The sequence below is a fragment of the Allobranchiibius huperziae genome (assembly GCF_013410455.1).
GTDB lineage: Bacteria > Actinomycetota > Actinomycetes > Actinomycetales > Dermatophilaceae > Allobranchiibius > Allobranchiibius huperziae.
Genome location: NZ_JACCFW010000001.1, coordinates 3,163,103 through 3,187,028 on the forward strand (window position 1 = coordinate 3,163,103; position 23,926 = coordinate 3,187,028).

Annotated in this window: 24 protein-coding genes; 17 read left to right on the forward strand and 7 right to left on the reverse strand. The window is 70.9% G+C overall.

Features of this window, described 5'->3' with window-relative positions:
• Positions 1 to 172: 172 nt before the first annotated feature.
• The 7 genes from HNR15_RS15005 to HNR15_RS15035 all read left to right on the forward strand — a co-directional run bounded on the left by HNR15_RS15005 (position 173) and on the right by HNR15_RS15035 (position 7,924).
• Positions 173 to 2,143 (forward strand): primary-amine oxidase, encoded by a 1,971-nt coding sequence (locus HNR15_RS15005; RefSeq protein ID WP_343048556.1) that lies wholly within the window; start codon positions 173 to 175, stop codon positions 2,141 to 2,143.
• Positions 2,144 to 2,184: 41 nt separating this feature from the next.
• The gene (locus tag HNR15_RS15010) at positions 2,185 to 3,291 is read left to right on the forward strand and encodes a GDSL-type esterase/lipase family protein (protein WP_179483122.1); all 1,107 of its coding nucleotides are present in this window, start codon (positions 2,185 to 2,187) and stop codon (positions 3,289 to 3,291) included.
• Positions 3,292 to 3,449: 158 nt separating this feature from the next.
• Entirely contained in the window at positions 3,450 to 4,598 is a 1,149-nt protein-coding gene (locus HNR15_RS15015; protein WP_179483123.1) for an iron-containing alcohol dehydrogenase, read from the forward strand.
• Positions 4,595 to 6,088 carry a MadS family sensor histidine kinase gene (locus HNR15_RS15020; RefSeq protein WP_343048557.1) on the forward strand — a complete coding sequence of 498 codons (1,494 nt, stop codon included), beginning with the start codon at positions 4,595 to 4,597 and terminating at the stop codon, positions 6,086 to 6,088. Before HNR15_RS15015 ends, HNR15_RS15020 begins: the two co-directional genes overlap by 4 nt.
• The gene (locus HNR15_RS15025; RefSeq protein WP_179483124.1) at positions 6,085 to 6,792 is read left to right on the forward strand and encodes a MadR family response regulator transcription factor; all 708 of its coding nucleotides are present in this window, start codon (positions 6,085 to 6,087) and stop codon (positions 6,790 to 6,792) included. Before HNR15_RS15020 ends, HNR15_RS15025 begins: the two co-directional genes overlap by 4 nt.
• 31 nt (positions 6,793 to 6,823) lie before the next feature.
• The gene (locus HNR15_RS15030) at positions 6,824 to 7,726 is read left to right on the forward strand and encodes an NADP-dependent oxidoreductase (protein ID WP_179483125.1); all 903 of its coding nucleotides are present in this window, start codon (positions 6,824 to 6,826) and stop codon (positions 7,724 to 7,726) included.
• A gap of 36 nt (positions 7,727 to 7,762) precedes the next feature.
• Entirely contained in the window at positions 7,763 to 7,924 is a 162-nt protein-coding gene (locus tag HNR15_RS15035) for a hypothetical protein (protein WP_179483126.1), read from the forward strand.
• 12 nt (positions 7,925 to 7,936) lie between these two features.
• Here the strand turns inward: HNR15_RS15035 and HNR15_RS15040 are convergent, their stop codons facing one another.
• From HNR15_RS15040 to mdo, 5 genes are all read right to left on the reverse strand, one after another.
• The gene (locus HNR15_RS15040; RefSeq protein ID WP_179483127.1) at positions 7,937 to 8,680 is read right to left on the reverse strand and encodes a class I SAM-dependent methyltransferase; all 744 of its coding nucleotides are present in this window, start codon (positions 8,678 to 8,680) and stop codon (positions 7,937 to 7,939) included.
• Positions 8,681 to 8,893: 213 nt separating this feature from the next.
• Complete coding sequence (gene mftM / locus HNR15_RS15045; RefSeq protein ID WP_179483128.1) at positions 8,894 to 9,823, reverse strand: mycofactocin oligosaccharide methyltransferase MftM; 930 nt, start codon at positions 9,821 to 9,823, stop codon at positions 8,894 to 8,896.
• A complete protein-coding gene (locus HNR15_RS15050; RefSeq protein ID WP_179483129.1) occupies positions 9,820 to 11,349 on the reverse strand; it encodes a VWA domain-containing protein in 1,530 nt (509 codons plus the stop codon). The genes mftM and HNR15_RS15050 overlap by 4 nt, the downstream gene beginning before the upstream one ends.
• 6 nt (positions 11,350 to 11,355) lie before the next feature.
• Complete coding sequence (locus tag HNR15_RS15055; RefSeq protein WP_179483130.1) at positions 11,356 to 12,576, reverse strand: AAA family ATPase; 1,221 nt, start codon at positions 12,574 to 12,576, stop codon at positions 11,356 to 11,358.
• 89 nt (positions 12,577 to 12,665) lie between these two features.
• On the reverse strand, positions 12,666 to 13,958 hold the full coding sequence (gene mdo / locus HNR15_RS15060) for an NDMA-dependent methanol dehydrogenase (RefSeq protein ID WP_179483131.1): 1,293 nt from the start codon (positions 13,956 to 13,958) through the stop codon (positions 12,666 to 12,668).
• Between the two features lie 326 nt (positions 13,959 to 14,284).
• On the opposite strand from mdo, the gene mftA reads away from it, so the two are divergent.
• The 10 genes from mftA to HNR15_RS15110 all read left to right on the forward strand — a co-directional run bounded on the left by mftA (position 14,285) and on the right by HNR15_RS15110 (position 22,718).
• Positions 14,285 to 14,413: a mycofactocin precursor MftA gene (gene mftA / locus HNR15_RS15065; RefSeq protein ID WP_179483132.1), complete on the forward strand. Its 129-nt coding sequence runs from the start codon at positions 14,285 to 14,287 to the stop codon at positions 14,411 to 14,413.
• Positions 14,413 to 14,682 carry a mycofactocin biosynthesis chaperone MftB gene (gene mftB, locus HNR15_RS15070; protein WP_179483133.1) on the forward strand — a complete coding sequence of 90 codons (270 nt, stop codon included), beginning with the start codon at positions 14,413 to 14,415 and terminating at the stop codon, positions 14,680 to 14,682. The genes mftA and mftB overlap by 1 nt, the downstream gene beginning before the upstream one ends.
• Positions 14,679 to 15,854 (forward strand): mycofactocin radical SAM maturase, encoded by a 1,176-nt coding sequence (gene mftC / locus HNR15_RS15075; protein ID WP_179483134.1) that lies wholly within the window; start codon positions 14,679 to 14,681, stop codon positions 15,852 to 15,854. The genes mftB and mftC overlap by 4 nt, the downstream gene beginning before the upstream one ends.
• Positions 15,851 to 16,678, forward strand: coding sequence for a mycofactocin biosynthesis peptidyl-dipeptidase MftE (gene mftE / locus HNR15_RS15080; RefSeq protein ID WP_179483135.1), 828 nt, complete (start codon positions 15,851 to 15,853; stop codon positions 16,676 to 16,678). Before mftC ends, mftE begins: the two co-directional genes overlap by 4 nt.
• Entirely contained in the window at positions 16,675 to 17,460 is a 786-nt protein-coding gene (locus tag HNR15_RS15085) for a mycofactocin-coupled SDR family oxidoreductase (RefSeq protein ID WP_179483136.1), read from the forward strand. Before mftE ends, HNR15_RS15085 begins: the two co-directional genes overlap by 4 nt.
• Complete coding sequence (gene mftF, locus HNR15_RS15090; RefSeq protein WP_179483137.1) at positions 17,457 to 18,953, forward strand: mycofactocin biosynthesis glycosyltransferase MftF; 1,497 nt, start codon at positions 17,457 to 17,459, stop codon at positions 18,951 to 18,953. The genes HNR15_RS15085 and mftF overlap by 4 nt, the downstream gene beginning before the upstream one ends.
• A complete protein-coding gene (gene mftD, locus HNR15_RS15095; RefSeq protein ID WP_179483138.1) occupies positions 18,946 to 20,145 on the forward strand; it encodes a pre-mycofactocin synthase MftD in 1,200 nt (399 codons plus the stop codon). The genes mftF and mftD overlap by 8 nt, the downstream gene beginning before the upstream one ends.
• 123 nt (positions 20,146 to 20,268) lie before the next feature.
• Complete coding sequence (locus tag HNR15_RS15100) at positions 20,269 to 21,324, forward strand: SGNH/GDSL hydrolase family protein (protein WP_179483139.1); 1,056 nt, start codon at positions 20,269 to 20,271, stop codon at positions 21,322 to 21,324.
• A gap of 55 nt (positions 21,325 to 21,379) precedes the next feature.
• Positions 21,380 to 21,856 (forward strand): SRPBCC family protein, encoded by a 477-nt coding sequence (locus tag HNR15_RS15105; protein WP_179483140.1) that lies wholly within the window; start codon positions 21,380 to 21,382, stop codon positions 21,854 to 21,856.
• A 58-nt stretch (positions 21,857 to 21,914) separates the two neighbouring features.
• Entirely contained in the window at positions 21,915 to 22,718 is an 804-nt protein-coding gene (locus tag HNR15_RS15110; protein WP_179483141.1) for a trypsin-like serine protease, read from the forward strand.
• 18 nt (positions 22,719 to 22,736) lie between these two features.
• Here the strand turns inward: HNR15_RS15110 and HNR15_RS15115 are convergent, their stop codons facing one another.
• Together HNR15_RS15115 and HNR15_RS15120 are read right to left on the reverse strand one after the other, a co-directional pair.
• Positions 22,737 to 23,000: a ribonuclease E inhibitor RraB gene (locus HNR15_RS15115; protein ID WP_179483142.1), complete on the reverse strand. Its 264-nt coding sequence runs from the start codon at positions 22,998 to 23,000 to the stop codon at positions 22,737 to 22,739.
• A gap of 64 nt (positions 23,001 to 23,064) precedes the next feature.
• Positions 23,065 to 23,883 carry a PfkB family carbohydrate kinase gene (locus tag HNR15_RS15120; protein ID WP_179483143.1) on the reverse strand — a complete coding sequence of 273 codons (819 nt, stop codon included), beginning with the start codon at positions 23,881 to 23,883 and terminating at the stop codon, positions 23,065 to 23,067.
• Positions 23,884 to 23,926: the final 43 nt, after the last annotated feature.

Consider the following 23,926-nt stretch of genomic DNA (forward strand, 5'->3'; position numbering starts at 1 on the left):
TGCACTGCCCACCCGCGCCGTAGGACTACAGGACTGAGTCCTAACCCTGACCGATCCAAGGTCTTAGGCCCTCGCTGGCAGCGGTGCGTGCTCCGAGGCCGCCCCCGTACGGGAGTGCGCGCGCGGTGCGATGCTGGGCGCAGCGCACCTCCCACCATCCGCCAGGAGCACCGTGACCGACGCCGCCACCACGAGCACGGCCCATCCGCTCGACCCCTTGTCGGCAGAGGAGTTCCGTGCCACTACGGCGATCCTTCGCCGTGACAAGGGATTCGGGCCGGGGTGGCGTGTTGCGTCGATCGAGCTGCGCGAGCCGTCGAAGGGCCTCGTCCGCGGATTCGAACCGGGACAGGACATCGCGCGCGAGGCGCGCGTCGTCCTCTGGGATCGGGCCGACGGGGCGGCGTACAAGGGCGTCGTCTCGATCACCGAGGACCGGGTGCTCTCGTGGGAGGCCGTGCCCGGTCACCAGCCCAACGCCACCACCGACGAGTGGCACGACTGCGACCACGCGATGCGCGAACACCCCGCCGTGGCAACGGCGCTCGCGAGTCGTGGCGTGACCGACATGTCGCTGGTGCTGATCGACCTGTGGACCTACGGCGGCTTCCTGGTGCCCGAGCAGTATCGCGGCCGCCGGGTCGGCTGGTGCGACGTGTGGGTGCGAGACGCGCCCACGTCCAATCCGTACGCGCACCCGGTCAGCGGCCTGAAGCTCATCGTGGACATGAACACGATGGAGTTGCTGGAGATCGAGGACACCGGTGCACCCGCGTCGCTGCCGAACGGGTTCGCGCCCGTCGACGGTGAGTACGCGCCGGAGCACATCGCCGGATACGCCGCCCGCACCGACCGCACGCTGCTGGAGATCACCCAGCCCGACGGGGTGAGCTTCCAGTTGCGGGGCAACGAACTACGTTGGCAGCGTTGGCGACTGCGACTCGGCTTCAACTACCGCGAGGGCCTGGTGCTGCACCGGGTCGGCTACGAGGACGGCGTCGACGAGGGCGGGCGGCCACGGGTGCGCTCCATCGCCGACCGGCTGTCGTTCGCCGAGATGGTGGTGCCCTACCGCGACCCCACGCCCAACCACGTGCGCCGCACGGCGTACGACATCGGCGAGTGGGGTCTGGGCTTCATGACCCGGTCGCTGGAGCTCGGCTGCGACTGCCTGGGCGAGATCGTCTACGTCGACGCCACGCTGCACGACACCGCCGGCGAGCCGCGCGAGATCCCGCACGCGATCTGCCTGCACGAGGAGGACGCCGCGGTGCTGTGGAAGCACGTCGACGAGCGGGCCGGCGCGCAGGTGCGCCGGATGCGCCGGCTGGTCGTGTCGTTCCACGTCACCGTCGCCAACTACGAGTACCTCGTCTACTGGCGCTTCTACGAGGACGGCAACATCGAGTGCGAGGTGCGCGCCACCGGGATCATGGTGACCACGCCGTACGACGGTGACACCCCGCCGCCGTACGGCACCGTCGTGGACCACCAGACCTACGCGCCGATCCATCAGCACTTCATCGTGGCCCGCCTCGATCTGGCGATCGACGCGGACGGCGACCCGGACACCGCGGGCAACACCGTCGTGATGTCCGAAACGCGACGGCTGCCGACGGATTCCGGCAATCCCTACGGCCTCGCACTCACCCAGGCGAATGTGCCACTGCGCACCGAGTCCGAGGGCCGCCAGGACTACGAGTGGTCCACCCAGCGGTCCTGGAAGGTCACCAACCCGGGCCGCACCAACAAGGTGGACGGGCCGGTCGCGTACAAGCTCGTGCCGGGTGCCGCAGTGCCGCCGATGTTCGACCCCGACTCCCCCGTGCTGGCGCGGGCACGCGTCCTCGAGCACGCCGTGTGGGTGACGCCGTACGACGCCGAGGAGCGTTGGCCCTGCGGCGAATTCGTCAACCAGAGCACGGTCGACGAAGGATTGCCCGCATGGACGAGTGCAGACCGGTCGATCGAGGACACCGACGTGGTGCTCTGGTACACCTTCGGCATCCACCATGTGCCCCGGATGGAGGAGTGGCCGGTGATGCCGGCCGACACCGTCTCGTTCTGGCTGAAGCCGGCGGGTTTCTTCGACCGGAACCCGGCGCTCGATGTCGCGCCCACACCCGGGAAGGCCTGCCACTGAGATCGCACCCGCGACCGGGCGCCCGCACCCGGATCGCCGCGGTGGCTGTCGTCGGCGCACTGCTCGCCGCCTGCTCGGGCGGATCGTCCGCGCCGTCGTCCTCCGCCGGCACGTCGACGACGCCGTCCGCACCGACGACGTCCACGCGCACCGCCACGCCCACGGTCCCGCCCGGCACCGGCACCGCTACCGGCACCAACTCCTATGTCGCCTTGGGTGATTCGTACGCCGCGGGCGTGGGCTCCGGCGGCTCGACCGGGGTCTGCTACCGCTCTGCGCACGGTTGGGCACCCCTCCTGGCTGAGCGCTACGACCTGCAGCTCAGCTATCAGGCGTGCAGCGGCGCGACCACCGCGTCAATGGGCGAGGAGCAGCTGTCCACCCTCGGTGCCGGCACGTCGCGGGTGTCGATCACCATCGGCGGCAACGACGTCGGCTTCGCGTTCGTGCTCTTCACCTGCGCGAGCCCGTCGTGGCTGAGCGACTGCAGGGGAGCGATCAGCGCGGGCCGCAGCACGCTGCGCACCCTTCTGCCGGGGCGCCTGCGGGCCCTCTTCGCCCAGGTCCGCGGCCGCGCCCCGCACGCGAAGGTGACCGTCGTCGGATACCCGCACGTGCTGGGCGATCAGGACTGCAACGCGCTCACCTTCTTCAGCTCCCAGGACCGCTCCGGTCTCGACGCGGGCACCGACGAACTGGACGCCCTGCTACGCACGACCGCCGCGTCGTACGGGTTCGGTTTCGTCGATCCTCGGTCCCGCTTCGCCGGCCACGCTCCCTGCGCGTCCGCGCCGTGGATCAACGGGCTGAGCCTGCCGATCGGTGACTCCTTCCATCCGAACCGCGCCGGGCAGCAGGCGTACGCCGGTCTCGTGGGTCCCGTGCTCGACCCGACCTCCACCGCGTCCGCGCCCCGGGTCACGGTCACCGCGGCGCCGTCGGATCCGCGAGCCGCGGCCGATGCCGTGCTGTCCATGCAGCTGGACCAACCGCAGAACCTGCGCCAGGCACAGGCCGCGGGCGTCTCCACCTCCCTGCTCAAGCAGTACGTGCAGGATCTGCGCTCCGGCGACACCGCCACCGTGGCGCGAGGACTCGCGGGCCTGCGCGCGTTGGATCAGGCGCACGCCGACCGGGCATCGCGCTGACTGAGCCGCCCCCGGTCGGTTGTCAGCGGGTTTCCGGGGCCGGCGCCGGGTATCCGCTGACAACCGGTGGATGCACAGTCAACGACTCTGTGTCCTGACTCACATTCGCCGGTTACCGTGGTCACCAAGGCCGCGTCCGCGGTCGGACGAGGTGCCACATGACGCTGTTGAAGTTCCACGCCCCCGAAGTCGTCTTCGGGGCGGGTTCGCTCGGTGAGGCCGGTTTCGCCGCCGGCCGGCTGGGCGCCAAGCGTCCGTTCGTGGTGACCGACGACGGGATCGTCGAGGCCGGCTGGCTGGCCGAGCTGGAGACGGTGCTGCGCGCCAGCGGCCTGGACCCCCAGGTCTACGAGAAGGTCAGCCCCAACCCCAAGGACCACGAGATCGCCGCGGCGCATGCTGCGTACGTCGAGCGCGAGGGCGACGTCATCATCGGCCTCGGCGGCGGCTCGTGCATCGACGCCGCCAAAGGAGTCGCGGTGCTCGCCGGAAACGGCGGCGACATCCTGGACTACCGCGGCGTCGACCAGGTGCTGTTGCCGATACCGCCCACGCTGATGATCCCCGCGACATCGGGCACCGGCGCGGACGTCTCCCAGTTCTGCATCGTCACCGACACCCGGCGCTCGGTGAAGGTGACGATCATGGGCCGCGCGCTGGTCCCGGACATCTCCATCACCGATCCCCGCCTGCTGCACACCATGCCGGACTGGCTCAACGCCGCGACCGGGCTGGACGCCCTCACCCACGGGGTCGAGGCCTTCGTCTCCCTCGCGCACAACCCGCTCGCGGACATGCACGCCCTGTGCGCCGTCCGCCAGGTGGTCGGCCACCTGCGGACGACGATGGACCATCCCCTCGACGGGGAGGCGCGCTCGGCGATGGCGGAGGCCAGCCTCAACGCCGGGCTCGCCTTCAGCAACGCGATCCTCGGCGCGACCCACGCGATGAGCCACCAGGTCGGCGGCCTGCTCGACGCTCCGCACGGCGTGATCAACGGCGTGCTGCTGCCCCACGTGATCCGCTACAACGCCCAGTCGGCACCGGAGCGCTTCATCGGGCTCGCGCAGGCGGTCGGCCTCGACACGCACGGATGGTCCGGCGAGCAGGCCGCCAACCAGCTCGCCGATCTGGCGCGGACGCTCGCCGACCAGGTCGGCGTACCGAAGGGCCTGTCGGCGCTCGGGGTGACCGAGCAGGATTGCGAACGGCTCGCCGGCACGACCCTGGAGGACGCCTGCCTCACCACCAACCCGCGCAGTGCCTCCGTCGGCGACATCAGGGCGTTGTTCCGGGCGGCCCTGTGACCGCCGATCCCCACCGGGCCGAGGACGTGGACACCCGCCGTCCGGATCTGGCGTCGCTCACCGGCCTGCGTTCGGGCAAGCGGTCCTACTACCGCGAATACCGCGAGTCCGACGAGCGACTCGCCCGCGCCGTGCGGGCGATGGACTCCATCTCACGTGCCCTGGTGCGGACCGTCGAAGGCCCCCGCGGACTGCTCGAGGAGGTCGCGCGGACGGCGAGCGCCCACCTCAGCGCCCAGTGGACGCTGCTGAGCCTCGCGGACGGTCAGCTGCCCGGGGCGCGGCCCCGCTTCGTGGTGGTCGACAGCGAGCGCCGGGTAGTGGAGGACGAGGAGCTTCCGGCCGGCGTACGACGCGAGCTGGGCTCGTTGCGGGCCGGGCACCAGGCACCCGTCATCGATACCCGCGGATGGGTGCGGGTGCCGATGAACCTGGAGGGAGCCACGGTCGGTGGCATCGCGCTGCTGCACGGCCTCCCGAGCGATCCCGAGCCGGGCGACCTGTCGGTGCTGCGCATCCTCGCCAACCAGGCGGCGGTCTCGCTGCACACCTCCGAGCAGTTCCAGGCCGGCACCGCCCTCCACCGGCGCGCTCAACGGCTGCACGACGAGACGGCGGCACAGGCACGTGACCTCGCCGAGCGCACAGCCGCCCTGCGGCGCGCCCAGGACCGTCTGGTGGTCGCGGACCAGTGGTTGATCGTCGACGAGGAACGGCACCGGATCGCCCGCGAACTTCACGACACGGTCGCCCAGCAGGTGCTGACCGTGGGAATGACCGTCGACCTGGCCGAGCGGGACGCCGCGCAGTGGCAGGAGCAGCACGGCGCGAGCACCGCTCCCATCCGGCAGCAGCTGCGCGTGGCGCGGGATCTGTCGCGTGACGTCGTCGACCAGCTGCGGCAGGCGATCTACGCGCTGAGCCAGCACCGCGACGACACGGTGCGCAGCCTGCCGGAGCTGCTCTCGGAGCTGGTGCGCCAGCACGACGGCAAGGTCAGCGTGCGGCTGCGGGTGCACGGCACGGAGATCGCCCTTCCCGAGAGCGTCCGGCACGAGCTGACCCGTGCGGTCGGTGAGGCCCTGTTCAACGTCAAGGTCCATTCGGGCGCCACCCGCGCCGTGGTGCGGGTGAACTACCGCCCCGACCTGGTGATCGTGTCCGTCGCCGACGACGGCCACGGCGACCCCGCGCAGCTGCGGCGAGTGCTCCGGGTGACGATGGCGGCCACCGGCGACGGGCGCCACCGCGGCCTGGCCAACCTGCACGCCCGCATCACGTCCACCGGTGGCGACCTGCGCTTCCGCCGGTCACGGATGGGTGGCGTCGAGGTGCAGATGCGGCTGCCGCTCCCGTTGCCCGACGCACTCGACCCGGGCCTCATCGGGCACCTGCTGGATCCGCCGCCCGTCACCGACCAAGCCACGCCGACGATGCTCGTCACCGGGACCGTACGAGCGCTCTCGCACCGCGTACGGTCGCGGTCATGAGCAGCACCGCAGGCCGGGAGCAGGACACGCGGGCGTCGGACGACGACGCGAGGTCGACCCCGGCGGGCGCGCCGTTGCGCGTCGTCCTGGTCGACGACCACGCCATCGTGCGGCACGGCCTGCGGGCGGTGCTGTCGCGCGAGCCGGACCTCGAGGTCGTCGGCGAGGCGGCCACCCCCGACGAGGCGCGTGCCGTGATCGGCCACCTGCACCCGGACATCGTCCTGCTCGACCTCAAGCTGTCGACGACCCACGAGGCCGAGGGGCTCGTACTGTGCGAGCAGCTCACAGCGGCCTACCCCCGGATCGGCGTGCTCGTGCTGACCACCTTCATCGACGACGCGCTCGTCCTGCAGGCAGTCCGGGTCGGCGCGCGCGGTTACGTGGTCAAGGACGTCGACACCTCCGCGCTGCTGCGGGCGATCCGCGACGTCGGCGCGGGCAAGAGCGCGTTCGACGCGCACAGCGCCGCGGCCATGGTGCGCGGGCTCAACGCGCCCACACCGTCCTCGGATCAGCTCACCGAGCGCGAACGCGAGGTGCTGGCGCTGCTCGCACGCGGACTGTCCAACCGGCAGATCGGCAGCCGTCTCTACGTCGCCGAGACCACCGCGAAGTTCCACGTCGGCAACATCCTGCGCAAGCTCGGGGTGTCCCGGCGCACCGAGGCCGTCTACGAGGCGAGCAAGCGCGGCGTTCTGTAGCGGACATGGACACCGGGCGATCGCGAGCGTCATGAGAGCCGCACAGTTCCGCCGGTTCGGCGGCCCCGAGGTCCTCGAGATCGTCGACCTGCCCGAGCCCCACGCGGGCGCCGGTGAGGTGCGAATCGCAGTGCGTGCGGCGGGCGTCAACGCGAGCGACTGGAAGAAACGATCCGGCCGGATGGATCAGGAACTCCCACAGACCCTCGGGTACGAAGCCGCTGGGGTCGTCGACGAGATCGGTGGCGGTGTCACCGACGTTCAGCTCGGCGACGAGGTCGTCGGGATGGGCGGTGGCGGCGCGGCGCAGGCCCAGTTCGCGGTGCTGTCGACATGGGCTGCGATCCCGCCGTCGATGAGCTTCGTCGATGCCGCCACGCTGCCGTCGACGGTGGAGACCGCTGCCCGCGCCCTGGATCAATTGGGCGTGACGCGCGGCAGCACGGTCTTGATCAACGGCGCGTCCGGGAGCATCGGCAGTGCCGCCGTGCAGTTCGCCGTCCACCGCGGGGCCCGCGTGATCGGCACCGGCAGCGCTGCGTCTCATGGCTACCTGCGCGACCTCGGCGCCGAACCCGTCGCGTACGGCGAGGGAATGACGGGCCGGGTGCGCGCGCTCGCCCCGAACGGGGTCGACCTGGCCCTGGACGTCGCCGGAAGCGGAGTCCTGCCGGAGCTGATCGACCTGGCCGGGGGCTCGGAGCACGTGGTGACGATCGCGGATTTCGCGGGTGCACACGAACACGGCGTGCGGTTCAGCCGCGGCGACTCCGGTCGCGCCGACTACGCGATCGCGCTGGCACTGCGGCTCATCGACGAGGGCACGTTCCGCGTGCCGCCCGTGCACACATTCCCGCTGCAGGAGGTCGCCGAAGCACACCGCGCCGGCGAGTCCGGAGACGTCCGCGCGAAGATCGTCCTCACCCAGGATTGAGTCGATCGGCTCAGCCGTGGGCCTAGAGTCCGGCGGGTGAACTACCTCGTGTGCCCGGACGACGGGGAGCAGCTGAAGGTGGTCCCGGGTCATCGGGACGCCGCGGCCGGTCTGGTGGTGCGGTGCCCCCGGTGCGCCGCGGTCTTCCGGTTCGCGAAGGGCAATCTCACCTCGATCGCCGACCCGGACGGTCGGTAGGCGCCCGCGCGCTCAGGCGATGAGAAGGCGAGCCCCGAGCTCCGCGGCATCGAGGTCGAGGATCTCGCTGTTGCGCTCGACCCATCGGCCTGAGGCCAGATCCCGCCGCAGACTGTGGACCGCGCGCTGTTCGACGTCCGGTCCCACGCCGTGCCACACCGACACGTTGCGACGGACCCGCTCGTCGAGGTAGGCCTCGGGCCGGCGCCAGTACGCCTCGTGGAAGCCGTCCTCGCAGTCCCAGGGGATGGCCACCGGATCCAACCGGGCCCCGATCGCGTCCGCCAGATCGCTCACGGATGCCAGGACCCGCACGGCTCTCAGCGCGGCGAACTCGGGCAGGTAGTCACGGTTCAGCCAGAACAGGCTCGGGTCGCTCGTGTCGAACAGGAGCACCACCACGCGACGTGCCACACGGCGCATCTCGCGCAGGCCGGCGATCGGGTCCTGCCAGTGGTGGAGGGTGAAGACAGCCATCGCGGCGTCGAAGGTCTCGTCACCGAACGGCAGGTGCTCCGCGGAGCCGGCAACGCACGGAGCCGAATGCGGGGGACGCTGCGAGCGCATGAGCGCCGAGGGCTCGATGGCAAGGACATCGCGGTCCGGGGGCTCGTAGCAACCCGTCCCCGCCCCCACGTTGAGCACGGTCCGCGCATCGCCGAGCGCGGCCCAGATGCGCGCGGCGATGCGCGGATCCGTGCGCCGGGTGGCGGTGTACGTGGCTCCGATGGTGTCGTACAACCGGACGGTTGACATGCGGACTCCCTCTTGCCGACCTGAGGAACGTGACCGCCGACTCCGCCGGCGTGACGCTCTACAGCTACACCAGCTCGGCCACCTGGGACTACCGGCCGTCTACACCGAGCAGTCCTACATCTTCGGCACCACCAGCCCGACCTCGCGACGCTGACCGACTCGTCGGCCAACTCTCCCGGGCGCAGGGCGTGCCCCGCCCGCGCATACCGCAGCTCAGCCGGTGCAGTCGATGGTCAGCCAGCCGCCGTGATCCTCCGCGACCTCGTACGGGCGACCGGTCCAACGGCCCCATCGGTCCAGGTCGGCCAGGTCGATGGTGCGCACGTGCCCGAACGTCTCATTGGCATCGGACTCCAGGGGTACGGCGATCACCGCACGCTCGCGGGCCAGTCGGATGGCCTCGGTGATGGCGCGCTCCCCCTGCTCGGGGTCCAGATGCTCCAGCAGATGCAGCATCAGCACCGTGTCAGCGCACCCGCTGGCGGCCGGCACGTGGGTGGCGTCGGCGACGAGGGTGCGGATGCCCAGGCCGAGCCGGCCCGCGACCGCGGACAGCAGTCCGACAGTGCCCGGGGAGACGTCGGACGCGACGGCCGCGACGCCGTCCCGCGCCAGCAGCAGGGACAGGAAACCGAAGCAGCACCCGAGCTCGATGACACTGCCGCTGCCCTTGCACAGGGTCCGGGCACGCGCGTAGACAGGGGCATAGCCCTCGATGCCCTGCGCGCACCCGTCACCACGTGTGGCCACCGTGTCGTCGAGGCATTCGTCCAGGCGTCGGATCGTGTTGCGGTAGAACGCTGTCCAAGCATCGAGCGGGTCGGCGGCGACGGTGCGCACCACCCCCGTCACGATGCGCTCGAACGAGTCGGCACCGCGCACCCAGCCGGGCTCGAACAGCTCGCTCCACAACAGACCGGTGAGGTCCTCATCGACCGTGTCCGCGTTCAGGGCGTGTCGCACGATCAACTCGGGCCCACGCCCCGACAGGTCGAAGTGCGGGGTGCGCACGATGTGCCGCGCACCCGGCGCCGGACGCAGGCCCTCCGGCGCGATGTCGACGGTGCCGTCGGCATAGCGGCCGTTCTGCAGCGGGCGGAACGGGTCGAGCGCATCGGCCCCGCCCACCGTCCCGACCGTCATCGCACTTCCTGAGCCAGCTCCAGCGAGAACGATTCGAGGGAGTCCAGTCCGCGCACCACGTGCACGGCGTCGCAGTACTCGGCGTAGAGCGGCACGTCGCAGCGTCCGAGCCCCCAGGAGTAGCGCGGCTCCGGCGTCAGCCAGATGGTGTGGCGGGCGCGCCGGGTCAGCTCCTCGAACGCGCGCAGACCCGGGTTGTGGCCGTTGCCCCTGCCGTCGCTCAGCACCACGAACGTCGTTCGGGAGTGCACGGCCGAGCCGTACTCCTCCAGGAAGGTGGAGAAGGCGCTGCCGCAGTCGGTGTCGGCGTCGACGTCGATCGGCCCGCCCCCCACGGGGCCGGCCATGATGCGGGTGAGTGCCTCCTCCGGACGCAGCTCGTCGAACATGTCGGTGACCTCGGCCACTTGGTCCACGAAGACGAAACTGCGCACCGAGGACACCAGGGACGCCAGGCCCTGCACGAGGTGCAGCGTGAACTGCGCGGTCGACCGGACAGACAGGGACACGTCGGCGAGCACCACGAGCCGGGGCCGGTCCGGTGTCTTGCGCACGGTCACCGGGCGGAAGGGGATCGCGTCGTACCGCATGTTGGCGCGCATCGTGCGACCGCCGTCGACCGTGCCCGTCGACGAGATCCGGCGCCGCGGGCGCGGCGCGCCGTGCAGCCCGCGGACGATGCGGCGCAGGGACTGCTCCATCGTGAAGCGTTCCCACTGGTCGATCTGCTCGGCCTGCGGGACCTCGTGCTCGCGCTGCTCCATGTCGATCTGCAGGTCGAGCATCTTCTGCAGGTGACGGCGCAGGCTCTCGGACAGCCCGTCGAGCAGCGGGGCCAGCTTCTGACGCATCGCCTCCAGGTCGAGGTCCTCCTCGTCGTCCGCCCCGTCCGGCAGGTCGGAGTCGGCCAGCCAGCCGAGCAACGCCATCTCCTGGGCGACGGACAGGTCGGCGTCCACCTCGACGCCGGGAGACTTGGCGATCGTGCCGGGCAGACCGGGGTTGTGCAGCCGGCGCACCGACAGGCGTACGCGGGCGGCCTCCACCAGCGCGTCGACCTTGTCCTTGGACAGCACCACCTCGTCGGTGCTGGAGGACATGTCGAGCTTGTTCGCCTCCTGGTGCAGGTTGAACTGCTGCACCAGGTCCTCGGGGCGGAAGTAGTCGCGGATGTCGTCGGGCTCACCGTGGCTGTGCCCCTGCGACGGGGTGTCGCCCGGTTCCTGGGACAGCGTGAACTGCTGCAGGTCGCCCTCGTCGGACAGGTCGTCGTGGGCGTGGGAGTGCTCCTCGTCCTTGGCGAGGACGGGCAGCAGGAAGAAGAAGGCGTCGAAGACCGTCTCGAAGGTGGGCAGGTCGCGCCGGTCCTTGATCAGCGTCACCGACAGGGCGGCCCGCAGGGCCTCCCTGTCGGTGAGCAGACCCGGTGTCGCGGCTGCCCGCATCGCGTCGAGGACCTCACTGACGCTGACGCGGACCCCGTGCAGCCGCAGCAGACGCACGAACCGGTGCAGTGCGGCTTCCATGGCCGCCTACAGGGGACGCTTGCGCGAGGCCGAGACGGTGCTGGGCCGGACGGGCATCGGGGTGCGCACCCCGGCCGCTCCCGCCTTGGCCGGACCGGTCGACCCGTAGTAGCCGTCGTCGTGGCGCCCGGGTCGGTCCTTCGCGGCCCGCCGTGCCACCCCTTCGGGGTCCTTGGCAGGTGCAGCCTCGGACGCCGGGTGGCTGTGCCCGTCGTCCGGGTGGTCGTGCGAGTGGTCGTGCCCATGGTCGTGACTGTGCCCGTGACCGGGCAGCGTGTCCGGGACCTCGGCGTTCGGGTCGATCAACCGGGGCAGCGTCCGGCGCGCCGTCTCCAGGTCACGCTCGTACTTCACCACCACCGACAATGTCTCGGAGAGCAGCGACGCGGACAGCTCCTGCGCGCCGAGGACCGCGAGGGTGCGGGCCCAGTCGATGGTCTCGCTCACGCTGGGCGCCTTGCGCAGGTCGAGCTCGCGCAGCCCGCGCACCACGTGCACCAGGCTCTCGGCCAGCGCGGGCTCCAGTCCGGTGTCCTTGGACGCGATGATGTCCAGTTCGCGCTCGGCCTGCGGGTAGTCCAGGAAGAGGTGCAGACAGCGTCGCTTCAACGCAGCGGACAGGTCACGGGAGTTGTTGCTGGTGAGGACGACGTACGGCTGCTGCGCGGCGGTGATCGTGCCGACCTCCGGGATGGAGATCTGGAACTCCGCGAGGGTCTCCAGGAGGACGGCCTCGAGCGCCTCGTCCGCACGGTCGACCTCGTCGATCAACAGCACCACCGGCTCCGGCGAGGTGAGCGCCTCCAGCAGCGGCCGCTGCGCCAGGAACCGTTCGGAGAAGAAGACGCTGTCCTGCTCGGAGATGCGATCGACGGCCTCTCCGATGGTGCTGGTGTCCGCGACGATCTGCCCGATCTTCTCCCGCAGGATCTGGGTGTAGAGCAGCTGCTTGCCGTAGTCCCACTCGTAGAGCGCCTTGGACTCGTCCTGCCCCTCGTAGCACTGCAGCCGCAGCAACCGCCGGCCCGTGGCGAGCGCCAGGCTCTGCGCCAGCTGCGTCTTGCCGACACCCGCGGGGCCCTCGATCAGCAGCGGTTTCTCCAGCCGGGTCTGCAGGAAGACGGTGGTGGCGAGCCGGTCGTCGGTGAGATAACCGACCTCGCGCAGCTTGGCCTTGGTGTCCTCGACGTCTGCGAAGGCGGGTACCTCGGTGTTCGTGTCGTCCACGTCGTCCTCTCCGGCGGATGCACTGGGGAATGTGAGCCCGGCGTGGCACACCCCTGACCTAAGGATGTGCCACGCCGAGTGTCCTTGTCTCAGCCGAGCAGGTCGTCCAGGTCGCCGTTCATGCAGTGGTCGACGACCGGGGAGACCGACTCGAACGTGCACTCCCGTGCGTTGCCGGGGGTGCAGGCGTCACCGAGCACGTGATTGGTGATGCGAGCGACGTCGTCCTTGTCGCCGGAGATCTCCGTGGTCTTCTCGTAGAACTTGGTGGGGCCCTGACCCAGGCGGTTCTTGGAGTAGCTGTCCTGGGTCACGTCGGTGAACTTCTCCGGGATGCCCACGTCGCGCAGCAGCCGGATCGACGCGGCCAGTGCGGCATCGGCCGCCTGGACGTCGGTCATCCCGTGCGTGTCGACACCGAGCGCCACGGCCATCTCAGCGAACCGCTTGTAGTTCGCCGGCATGTTGAACGCCCAGACGCGCGGCAACGCGATGGCGTTGTTGAGCCCGTGGTGGGTGTCGTAGAAGGCACTGATCGCGTGCGAGATGGAGTGGATGATGCCGAGCCCGCCGGAGTTGAAGGCCTGGGCGGCGATGTACTGCGCGTACATCATCCCCTGTCGCCCGGCGAGATCGTCGCCGTTCCAGACCGCCTGGCGCAGGTTCTCGCCGGTCAGCTTGATGGCGTAGAGCGCACTCCCGAGCGACGGCGGGAAGTCCAGCCGCGAGACGTACGGCTCGCTGGCGTGCGCGAGCACGTCGAAGCCGCACTGCGCGGTGTAGTCCGTCGGACAGGTGTAGTAGAGCACCGGGTCGTCGATGGCGAGCGTCGTGATGGCGGCGTCGTCGAACGCGACGTACTTGTGCGGCTGGTCGGGGTCGGTCGTGGTGTCGGTGATGACATAGGCCCACGACGTCTCCGATCCGGTGCCGGCCGTGGTGGACACGGCGATGTGCGGCGGGTTCTTGGGGTTCTCGGACTTGTTGAAGCCCTCGAACTCGTTGACGTTGCGCCCGTCGTGCGCCACGGAGATCCGGGCGCCCTTGCACGCGTCGTGGGCCGACCCGCCACCGATCGAGACGAACGAGTCGCAGTCGTTCTCCTGGTACATCGCGACGGCGTCCATCGTGTTGTAGTCCTTGGGGTTGGACTCGACCTTGTCGTAGACCACCACCTCCAGACCGTGGTACTTCATCGACTCCACGATCTTGTGCACCGTGTCGGTGCCCCGTAGACCGGTGGTCATCACCAAGGTCTTGCGGAAGCCGAGCTTCAGTGCCTCCGGTCCGATCAGCTCGTGGGATCCGGGGCCCAGAAGACCTCGGGGGAACGGGTGGAACTCTTTGATCGGAAACGGCTTGAGCAGCTCATCGACCTGCATCACGACCTCCTTGTCGAAGCGTTATTCGCCAGACAGTAGGAGCCGACAGCGCCGCCGCGACAGGCTCCGGAGCAAAGACTGATCCGAGCACTGGGGCATGCTCACCCAACGGTCACCGGCGCCCTGTCCCTTCGAACAGGACCGGTCGATGACGGGCGGTTCGGAGGCCGCTGCCCTGCCTGAATGTTCGGTGAAATCACCTGTCAAACCTATCTGTTCGGGCAGGTTGCCCTCGACCAGCGAGCAGTGCCCCGTGCGGGGACGCGGGCATAGCGTTGCGGTCACGAGCGGGCCCAGAAGGGTGCGCGAGCCGGAGGGAGTTCGTGATGCCAGCTGACCTTGACCAGCAGGAGCAGGTCGCCGACACGCAGGTCGAGGACCGGGCGGACGAGGCTCCCGTGGAGGAGAGCCTCGTCGAGGACGTGTCCATCGACGGAATGTGCGGCGTCTACTGATGCTGCACGAACGTTGGGAGCTGAGCGGCTCGGTGGCCCTGCGCCCCGAGCCGTTCGGCGCTCTCGCCTACGACTTCGACAGCCGCCGTCTGACCTTCCTGAAGTCACCTGGCCTGGTGCGGGTCGTGCGCGCCCTCGGGGCCGGCGGCGACGTCGAGGCCGCCCTGGTGGCCGGCGACGTGCCGCAGGAGCAGTGGCCGCGCTACCTAGAGGCGCTCACCCGGCTCGCGGAGCACCGCATGCTGCGGCCGGCGGAGGTGGCGGCATGACGATGGTCGAACCACGCCTGGTCGAGCGCTTCGAGCAGGGCCTGGATGCCCCGATCTGTCTCACCTGGGAGCTGACGTACGCGTGCAACCTGGCGTGCGTGCACTGCCTGTCCTCCTCAGGTCGGCGCGACCCGCGGGAGCTCAGCACGCAGGAGTGCATGGCGCTGATCGACGAGTTCAAGCGCATGCAGATCTTCTACGTGAACATCGGCGGCGGCGAGCCGACCGTGCGTCCGGACTTCTGGGAGCTGGTCGACTACGCGGTCGACAACTACGTGGGAGTCAAGTTCTCCACCAACGGTTTCCGGATCACCAAAGAGCGCGCGGAGCGCCTGGCGTCCACCGACTACCTCGACGTGCAGATCTCCCTGGACGGTGCGACGGCGGAGGTGAACGACGCCGTACGCGGAGCCGGCACCTACGACCGCGCGTTGCGGGCCCTCGGATACCTGGCCGACGCCGGCATGAAGGACACCAAGATCTCGGTGGTCTGCACGCGGGAGAACATTCCGCAGCTGGATGAGTTCAAGGCCATCGCCGACCGGTACAACGCGCAGCTGCGCCTGACCCGGTTGCGTCCCGCCGGCCGCGGCGCGGACACGTGGGGCGATCTGCACCCGCTGCCGGAACAGCAGCGGCTGCTCTACGACTGGCTGGTCGCGCACGGCGAGGGGGTGTTGACGGGCGACTCGTTCTTCCACCTGTCGGCATACGGCGAAGCCCTGCCCGGGCTCAACCTGTGCGGCGCCGGACGGGTGGTGTGCCTGATCGATCCGATCGGAGACGTCTACGCCTGCCCGTTCGCGATCCACGACCGGTTCCGCGCGGGCAACGTGCGTGGCGCGGGGTTCGCGCCGGTCTGGCGGGAGTCGGAGCTGTTCACCGAGCTGCGATCCCCGCAATCGGGCGGGGCGTGCACGCACTGCAGCGCGTACGACTCCTGCCGCGGGGGGTGCATGGCCGCGAAGTTCTTCACCGGCCTGCCCCTGGACGGGCCTGATCCGGAGTGCGTGAAGGGCAACGGAGCCGTCCCGGCCTCGGTGCGCCCGCAGCCCTCACAGGACCACTCCCACCGAGGTCCGGTGCGCAACCAGCCGGTGCCACTGACGCTGCAGACCCGCCGCCCGGAGCGGGCCTGCGACGAGAATCCGCTCGCCGGTCTGCGCGGATGATCACGGGGCCGGGCGGGTCGGGCGGGCCCAGTGCGCGTCGCACGCCGCCCGGCCCGCCCGCGTCCTCGTTCGCGCGGTGGACCTCCCCGCAGGCCGAGGGCGGCCCCACGTTGATCGTGCCGGTCGGATCCCTGGAGCAGCACGGGCCGCATCTGCCGCTCGACACCGACAGCGTGATCGCCGTCGCCGCAGCGACGTCGGCGGCCGAACTGCTGACGGCCGGTGGCGAGTACGTCGCGGTGGCCCCGGTCGTCGCCTACGGCGCCTCGGGAGAGCACCAGGACTTCGCGGGCACGGTGTCGATCGGGCGCGACGTGCTCACCGCGGTACTGATCGAGATCGGCCGCAGCGTCGGCACCTGGACGACGCGCCTGGTCTTCGTCAACGCGCACGGAGGCAACGGGGCGGCCGTACGCGACGCGGTGCGGCTGCTGCGCGCGGAGTCCAGGGACGTGTCCTGGGTGGCGGCCGGAGTGCCGGGCGGCGATGCGCATGCGGGCCATGTGGAGACGAGCATGATGCTGCACCTGCGCCCCGCGTCCGTGCACATGGATCGCGCGGTCCGCGGCACGGGCGGCGCGATCGAGCAGCTGCTCCCCGCCCTGCGGGAGGGTGGCGTACGCGCGGTGTCGCCGACCGGCGTGCTCGGAGATCCGCGCACGGCGGACGCCCAGGACGGCGCGCGCCTGTGCGGTCTGATCGCCCACGACGTCGCCGACCGCATCCGCCACGGATGCGTCGATGACGCCGGACTCCTGACGGCCCCTGCCCGGGAGACCGTGGCATCGCCGCAGCCGCCCGGCGTACCGGCAGGCTCGCGGTGACGGGTCCGGCCGCCCTGGTCACCGGCGCCGCCCGCGGCATCGGTGCCGCGACCTGCCGCCGACTGGCGCAGCGCGGGCTGCACGTGATCGCGGTCGACGCGTGCCTCGGCGCGGAGCAGGGGCGGTTCGCGGGCGCCGTACCGGCAGACCTGGCCATGCTGCAGGCCGAGCTCGGCGACAGCGTCACGACCGTGCGGGCCGACGTACGCGACGCCCGTGCTTTCGCGGCGGGTATCGCCGACGCGCTGGCAGCCGCCGACGGACTGCGCACCGTGGTGGCCGCGGCGGCGCTCATCGATGGCGGGGACGACCTCTGGAGCACCGATCCCGCCGTCCTGGAGGCGATGTGGCGCACCGACGTCGTCGGCGTCTGGAACACCGCAGCCGCCTGCGTGCCGGCGCTGCTCGCGACCGCGGACGGCGGAGGTGACGCCTCGTTCGTCGCGATCGCGTCCGCGGCCGGCGATCGGGGTCTGTGGCACCTGGCGGCCTACTGCACCGTGAAACACGCGGTCGTCGGGCTCGTGCGCGGGCTGGCCGCCGACCTGCAGGGCCGAGGCGTCGCCGTCAGCGCCGTGTCCCCCGGGTCGACCGCGACGCCGATGCTCACGGCGACGGCCGCGATCTACGGACTGACGGACACCTCCGAGCTCGCGCGCGAGATGACCGCTCGCGTACCCCTCGCCCCCGACGACATCGCGCAGGTCATCGAGACCGCGTGCCTCGCCGGTCCGGTCACGCACGGATCGATCTTCGACGCGACGGGCGGGTTCGGCGCATGAGCACCGTCGACTCCCTGGTGCCGCCGGGCGTGCGGGTGCGGCTCAGCGACGACGTCGTGCGCTGCGACGACGGCCAGACCCTCTTCGGCACCCGCAGCGGACGCATCCTGCGACTGGCGCCGGTCGCGGTGCGAATACTGCAGGACGGCGACTTCACCGTCTCCGACCGCACCGGCGCCGTGCTGTCCCGCGCGCTCTTCGACCGCGGCATGGCCGACCCGCTGTGGCCGGCGCGTCCGGCCGAGACCGACCCGGCGCGGGCGTTGCACGACGTCACGGTGGTCGTGCCGGTGCGCGATCGCACCTCGGCGCTCCAGGCCCTGCTGGAGGCTCTGCCGCCGGTCGGCGACGTGGTCGTCGTCGACGACGGCTCCCGCGATCCCGAGGCCGTCCGGGCGGCGTGCGAACGAGCGCGGGCGCGGGTCGTGCGTCATCAGGTGTCCCACGGGCCGGCTGCCGCACGCAATACCGGGATCTCCTGCTGCACCACCGATTTCGTCGCGGTGATCGACTCCGACGTGATCCCCGAGGAGCACGCACTCGCGCGCCTGCGCCGCCACTTCGACGATCCGCTGGTCGGCGTCGCCGGCCCGCGCATCATGGGCGCGCAGGTCTGCGGCACCGGATGGATCGCACGATACGAGGCGGCGTCCTCCTCCCTGGACCTCGGGCCCGTCGCCGGTCCCGTCGCCCCGCTGACCAGGTTGTCCTACCTGCCGTCGGCCACCCTGATGCTGCGCGTGGCCGCACTCGGATCGGGGTTCGACCCCGACCTGCACGTGGCCGAGGACGTCGACCTCGTGTGGCGGATGGTCGCCTCGGGCTGGCGGGCGCGCTACGCACCCGAGGCCCGCGTGCACCACGACCACCGCACGACCACGGGCGCGTGGGTCGCCCGCAAGTCGTTCTACGGCACCGGAGCGGCCCTGCTCGCGCAGCGGCACGGGGCCCTGGTCGCCCCGATGCGACTGCATCCGCTGAGCGCGGCGGTGGTCGCGTTCGCCGCGACCCAGCGTCGCCGCACCGTCACCGCGGCCGCGGCTCTGGCCGGGGTGCAGCTGCTCCTGACCGCCCAGCGGGTGCGCACCCAGCACCGCCACCATCCGGTCCGGCTCGGAGCGACGCTCACCGCGATGTCCCTGACCGCGGCCGCCATGCAGACCGGCGCCGCACTGACCCGCCACCACTGGCCGGTGGCCCTGCTGCTCGCGACCCGGTCGCGGCGCGCCCGTCGGATGCTCGTGCTCGCCGCACTCACCTGCGGTGCCCGCGGGCACCGCGAGAGCGAGCTGGACCCGGTGCGCTACCTGCTGGCCCGCCGCGCCGACGACCTGGCGTACGGGTTCGGGCTCTGGCGCGGTGCGCTCGCCGCGCGCTCGCCGCGGTGCCTGCTTCCGTCGTTCACCTCCCTGTGCGCCACCCGGACCGCCCCACCGTCGCCCGTGGGCGACGCACCCCTCACCCCCACGAGAGAAGGAACGCGCCATGGCTGAGCACCGCTGGTTCGAGACGGTCGCTGTCGCGCAGGAACGCGCGAAGAAGCGGCTCCCCCCGTCGGTCTACAAGGCGCTGCTCGCGGGCAGCGAGAAGGGGGTCACGTACGCCGACAACATGGCCGCCTTCGGCGAGCTGGGCTTCGCGCCGCACGTCGCCGGACAGCCGGCCGAGCGTTCCCTGGCCACCCGCGCGCTGGACCAGGACATGTCGATGCCGGTGATGATCTCGCCGACCGGCGTGCAGGCCGTGCACCCCGAGGGCGAGGTCGCCGTCGCGCGCGCGGCCGCCGCGCGTGGAGTGGCGATGGGGCTCAGCTCGTTCGCGAGCAAGCCCGTCGAGGAGGTCGTCGCCGCCAACCCGCAGACGTTCTTCCAGATGTACTGGATGGGTGGCCGGGACGCGATGGCGACCCGGATGGAGCGGGCGCGGGCGGCCGGCGTGGTCGGTGTGATCGCCACGACCGACTGGTCCTTCTCCAACGGCCGCGACTGGGGCAGCCCGATCATCCCGGCGCGGATGGACCTGCGCACCATGATCACCCGGTCGCCGGAAGCCATTCGCCGACCGCGCTGGTTCCTCGACTTCGCCAAGACCGGACGCCCCCCGGAGTTGACCGCCCCCAACCTCGGACCCGAGGGCAGCAGGGCACCCGGCTTCTTCGAGGCGTATGGCGAGTGGATGCAGACGCCGCCGCCCACCTGGGACGACATCGCCTGGATGGCGGAGGAGTGGGGTGGCACGTTCGTGCTGAAGGGCGTGTGCCGGGTCGACGACGCGCGGCGCGCCGTGGACGCCGGGGTGAGCGCGATCTCGGTGTCCAACCACGGTGGCAACAACCTCGACAGCACGCCGGCGACGATCCGGTGCCTGCCCGCGGTCGTCGAGGCCGTCGGCGATCAGATCGACGTCGTCCTGGACGGCGGGGTGCGCCGCGGCAGCGACGTGGTGAAGGCGGTGGCGCTCGGCGCGAAGGCGGCGCTGATCGGGCGCGCGTACCTGTGGGGGCTCGCGGCCGGCGGGCAGCCGGGTGTCGAGAACGTGCTGGACGTCCTGCGCGGCGGTATCGACTCCGCGCTGCGTGGCATCGGCAAGGCCGACGTGCACGACCTCACCCCGGACGACGTGCTGATCCCGGACGGTTTCCTGCGGACGCTGGGGGTGTCCGACCCGGCGTACGTGATGCACTGAGACGCTTGTTGTCATCGTGTATGAACAGACGAGAGACGGTCATGGCATGGCGGGGGGTCTCTTGACCTGATCCATAGCAACTCTTTGTTGTCGGCCAGGTGGCGCGCCGACAGGGTGAGTCACATGAGAACCCCTGCCCGCCTGTCGACCCTCGCGGGCGCACTGGCCACCACCCTGACCATCGCCGCGCTCGGCGCCACCCCCGCTCATGCGGTCACGAAGACCTACGTCGCACTGGGCGATTCGTATTCCGCAGGCGTCGGGAGCGGCGGCTCCACCGACAGCACGTGCTACCGCTCGCCCTACGGGTACGCACCGCTGATCGCCAAGCAGCGCGGTCTCACCCTCAGCTATCAGGCCTGCAGCGGCGCCACCACCGCCGACGTCACCAGTAAGCAGCTGGGAGCGCTCAGCAGCGCCACGTCGTACGTCTCCATGACGATCGGCGGAAACGATGTGGGCTTCGCCAACACCATCACCGAATGCGCGAAACCGGCCTGGGCCAGCGACTGCGCGGGCTCCATCAACGCCGGGCGCGCGATCCTGACCAACTCGATGCCCGGCCGCTACGCCGCCCTCTTCTCCTCCATCGCCGGCCGCGCCACGACCGCCAAAGTGGCCATCGGCGGCTACCCGCACATCTTCCAGGGCGAGGACTGCAACCTCGCGACCTTCTTCAGCCCCTCGGACGAGCAGGGCATCAACTCCGCGACCGACGACCTCGACAGCCTGATCAGCACGAAGGCGCGAGCCGCCGGGTTCACCTTCGTCGACCCGCGCGCGGCGTTCACCGGCCACGCGGTGTGCGACAGCACCGAGTGGATCAACGGCCTGTCCAATCCGATCGTCGACTCCTACCACCCGAACAAGGCCGGGAACGTCGGCTACGCGACGCTGTTCGGCCCGGCACTCACCGGCGTGGCGTACTCGGCACTGCGCACGGCGGCTGCCGCGCCGTCCGGACCGACGCTCCGAGTGCAGGCCGACAAGGTGCTGGCGATGGGCCTCACCTCACCGGCCAACCTGCGGCGCGCACGTGCAGCAGGCGTCGACCCCGCCGAAGTGACCCGATTGATGTCGGCGCTGCGGTCGGCGGACAGTGTGACGGTGGACAGGGCGCTCGCGCGATTGCACGCCCTCGACCGCCACGCCACAGCAGTGCTCGCCGCGCGCGCATGACGGTCCGCCATGGACATGCGTTGCGTTCGGCACGTCCGCGAGCAAGGGTGGAGTCATGAGTGATGACAAGAGAATCGTGGTCCAACGACAGATCGACGAGCCCGCGCAGGTGATCTTCGAGGTGCTCACCGATCCACACCGCCACAAGGAGCTGGACGGCTCCGGTTTCGTGCGCGGCGTCGACAACCCCCAGCGCATCACCAAGGTCGGCGACGTCTTCACCGTCGACATGGAGGGTGATCACATGGGTGGGGAGTACCAGACCGACAACCACGTGACCGGCTATGTGCCCGACAAGCTGATCGCCTGGAAGACCGCTCCGGCCGGCACCGAACCGCCCGGGTGGGAGTGGATGTACGAGCTCGAGCCGCAGGGCCCGGATTCGACGAACGTCACCCTCACCTACGACTGGAGCAAGGTGACCGACAAGGACCTGCTGTCCAAGATCACCTTCCCCTTGGTCCCCGAGAAGGACCTGGAGGCGTCGCTCGGCAACCTCGCGTCAGCCGTTTCGGACGCGAAGCACGTCTGAGAGCTCCTTCACAGCAACGGTGCCCGTGCCTCCCAGGCGCGGGCACTAGCTTGTTCGGGTGCCGTCGACGCAACTCGCGATCGCCGCCGCCATCGCGGCGGTCGCTCTCGGTCTCCCGCCCGGTGAGCTCTTCGCCCCATCGGACCAGTCCGATCAGCCGCACTCCATCAGCGTGCGGGCCTTGCCGACCGTCGCGGCGCTCTTCGCCGGCGGCGACGTCAGCCAGGACCACACCTGCACGGCCAGCGTCGTGTCCAGCACCACCGGCGACCTCCTGATCACCGCGGCCCACTGCGTGTCGGGGAACGGCAAGGGGATGAAGGTCGTGCCCGGTTACGACGCCGGCGACGCGCCGTACGGCGTCTGGCCGGTCACGGCAGTCTTCGTGGACAGCGCCTGGCGATCGGATACGAGCGAGGCCGACGACGTCGCCTTCCTGCGGGTGGCTCGCACGGTGGTGGGGGGCACCACGCGCCGGCTGCAGGACGTGACGGGCGCGAACACACTGGGCGACACGCCCGCACCCTCGACCAGCATCACCGTCCAGGGGTTCAATGCCGGCCGCGACGATCACGCCGTGTCGTGCACGGTCGGCCTGGACATGACCGTCACCGACCCGACGTTCCGCTGCGGCGGCTACGTGTCCGGCTCGAGCGGCAGTCCATGGCTGGCTACCGGGGCCGACGGGATCACCCGGGTCACCGGGGTCATCGGCGGCCCGGATGAAGGCGGCTGCACCGACGCCACGTCGTACAGCCCGGTCTTCGCCGCGAAGACGGCCGCGCTGCTCGCACGTGCGGAGCGCTCGGGCAACGACGGTGACACCGCCCCGGACGCGGGCCCGGCCTCCGACTGCAGCTGACGCACTGCCGCCGGACGCTCAGACGCGCTCGTCCAACCACCCGTCATGCTCCTCGGCGAGCGCCGTGAAGCGTTCGACCAGAGCACGTGCTGGGGCTGAGGCGGGGTCGTCGATCGTGTCGAGTCCGACGTAGACGGCCCACTCGTGGGACTCCGAATCGTCCTCTCCCGCGAGCGCTTCCCGAGTGACGCGCACCTGGGTGAAGGCCTCCTCGGCGCGCAGCTCCTCGGCCACGTCCTCGGCGTCCTCGCGTTCGGGGAAGATCAGCAGGTACTCGATCACGACACCACCATGCCAAACAGACCGGTCGCCGCGCGGTCGACACCCGGACGCCATGGGCACGGCATCAGAAACGCCAGTCCTGCGCGCCGTCGTGCAGCACCGCCGCCGCCCCGGCCCGCACGCCGGAGGCGAGCGCCGCACGCCGGTCGGCTCCCCCCGCAAGAGCGGCGGCAAGAGCTCCGGCGAAGGCATCACCAGCGCCGGTGGTGTCGACCGGATCCTCCACCCGCTCTGCCGGCACCACCACGTCACCCCAGCGCACGTCGCCGGATCCTGCGGTCACGACAGCGCGCGCCATGTCGAACCCCGCCTCGCGCAGCTCCTCGGCCTCGACAGCGTTGACGATCACCGTGTCGCAGGCATCCAGCAGCTCGTCCTCGAGGCGCCGCCACGGCGAGGGGTTCAGCAGGACGGTGCACCCGACCGCCCGCGCCTGGCGCACCGCATCGCGCACCGCCGTGACCGGCACCTCCAACTGGAGCAGGAGCACATCGGCAGGCTGCAGGCGCAGGGCCTGAACCTCGGCGTCGCCGACCTGCTCGTTGGCTCCCGGCACCACCACGATGGTGTTCTCGCCGGCGTCGTCGACCGTGACGAGAGCGTGCCCGGTGGCGACGGCCGGCGGGACGCGCACCCCGTCGACGTCGACGTTGCGCTCGGCGAGGGCCGCCCGATAGGCCGGCCCCTCGTCGCCGTCGCCCACGCAGCCGATCAGTCGGGTGACCACGCCTGCCCGCGCGGCGGCGGCTGCCTGGTTGGCGCCCTTCCCGCCCGGTCGGCGTTCGACGGACGTGCCCGTCACCGTCTGGCCCGGCGTCGGCAGCCGCTGCGCCCGCACGACCACGTCGATGTTGAGCGAGCCCAGGACGACGACGTCTGCCATGCGATCGATTCCACCACGACACGGGTAGCCCCGACACTTCGCC

What these genes read in the sequence shown, in the direction of transcription:
- HNR15_RS15015 (WP_179483123.1), top strand. Translation starts at nt 3,450, where the DNA reads ATGACGCTGTTGAAGTTCCACGCCCCCGAAGTCGTCTTCGGGGCGGGT.
- HNR15_RS15025 (WP_179483124.1), top strand. Translation starts at nt 6,085, where the DNA reads ATGAGCAGCACCGCAGGCCGGGAGCAGGACACGCGGGCGTCGGACGAC.
- HNR15_RS15030 (WP_179483125.1), top strand. Translation starts at nt 6,824, where the DNA reads ATGAGAGCCGCACAGTTCCGCCGGTTCGGCGGCCCCGAGGTCCTCGAG.
- HNR15_RS15040 (WP_179483127.1), bottom strand. Translation starts at nt 8,680, where the DNA reads ATGTCAACCGTCCGGTTGTACGACACCATCGGAGCCACGTACACCGCC.
- mftM (WP_179483128.1), bottom strand. Translation starts at nt 9,823, where the DNA reads ATGACGGTCGGGACGGTGGGCGGGGCCGATGCGCTCGACCCGTTCCGC.
- HNR15_RS15050 (WP_179483129.1), bottom strand. Translation starts at nt 11,349, where the DNA reads ATGGAAGCCGCACTGCACCGGTTCGTGCGTCTGCTGCGGCTGCACGGG.
- mdo (WP_179483131.1), bottom strand. Translation starts at nt 13,958, where the DNA reads ATGCAGGTCGATGAGCTGCTCAAGCCGTTTCCGATCAAAGAGTTCCAC.
- mftA (WP_179483132.1), top strand. Translation starts at nt 14,285, where the DNA reads ATGCCAGCTGACCTTGACCAGCAGGAGCAGGTCGCCGACACGCAGGTC.
- mftB (WP_179483133.1), top strand. Translation starts at nt 14,413, where the DNA reads ATGCTGCACGAACGTTGGGAGCTGAGCGGCTCGGTGGCCCTGCGCCCC.
- mftC (WP_179483134.1), top strand. Translation starts at nt 14,679, where the DNA reads ATGACGATGGTCGAACCACGCCTGGTCGAGCGCTTCGAGCAGGGCCTG.
- mftE (WP_179483135.1), top strand. Translation starts at nt 15,851, where the DNA reads ATGATCACGGGGCCGGGCGGGTCGGGCGGGCCCAGTGCGCGTCGCACG.
- mftF (WP_179483137.1), top strand. Translation starts at nt 17,457, where the DNA reads ATGAGCACCGTCGACTCCCTGGTGCCGCCGGGCGTGCGGGTGCGGCTC.
- mftD (WP_179483138.1), top strand. Translation starts at nt 18,946, where the DNA reads ATGGCTGAGCACCGCTGGTTCGAGACGGTCGCTGTCGCGCAGGAACGC.
- HNR15_RS15100 (WP_179483139.1), top strand. Translation starts at nt 20,269, where the DNA reads ATGAGAACCCCTGCCCGCCTGTCGACCCTCGCGGGCGCACTGGCCACC.
- HNR15_RS15105 (WP_179483140.1), top strand. Translation starts at nt 21,380, where the DNA reads ATGAGTGATGACAAGAGAATCGTGGTCCAACGACAGATCGACGAGCCC.
- HNR15_RS15120 (WP_179483143.1), bottom strand. Translation starts at nt 23,883, where the DNA reads ATGGCAGACGTCGTCGTCCTGGGCTCGCTCAACATCGACGTGGTCGTG.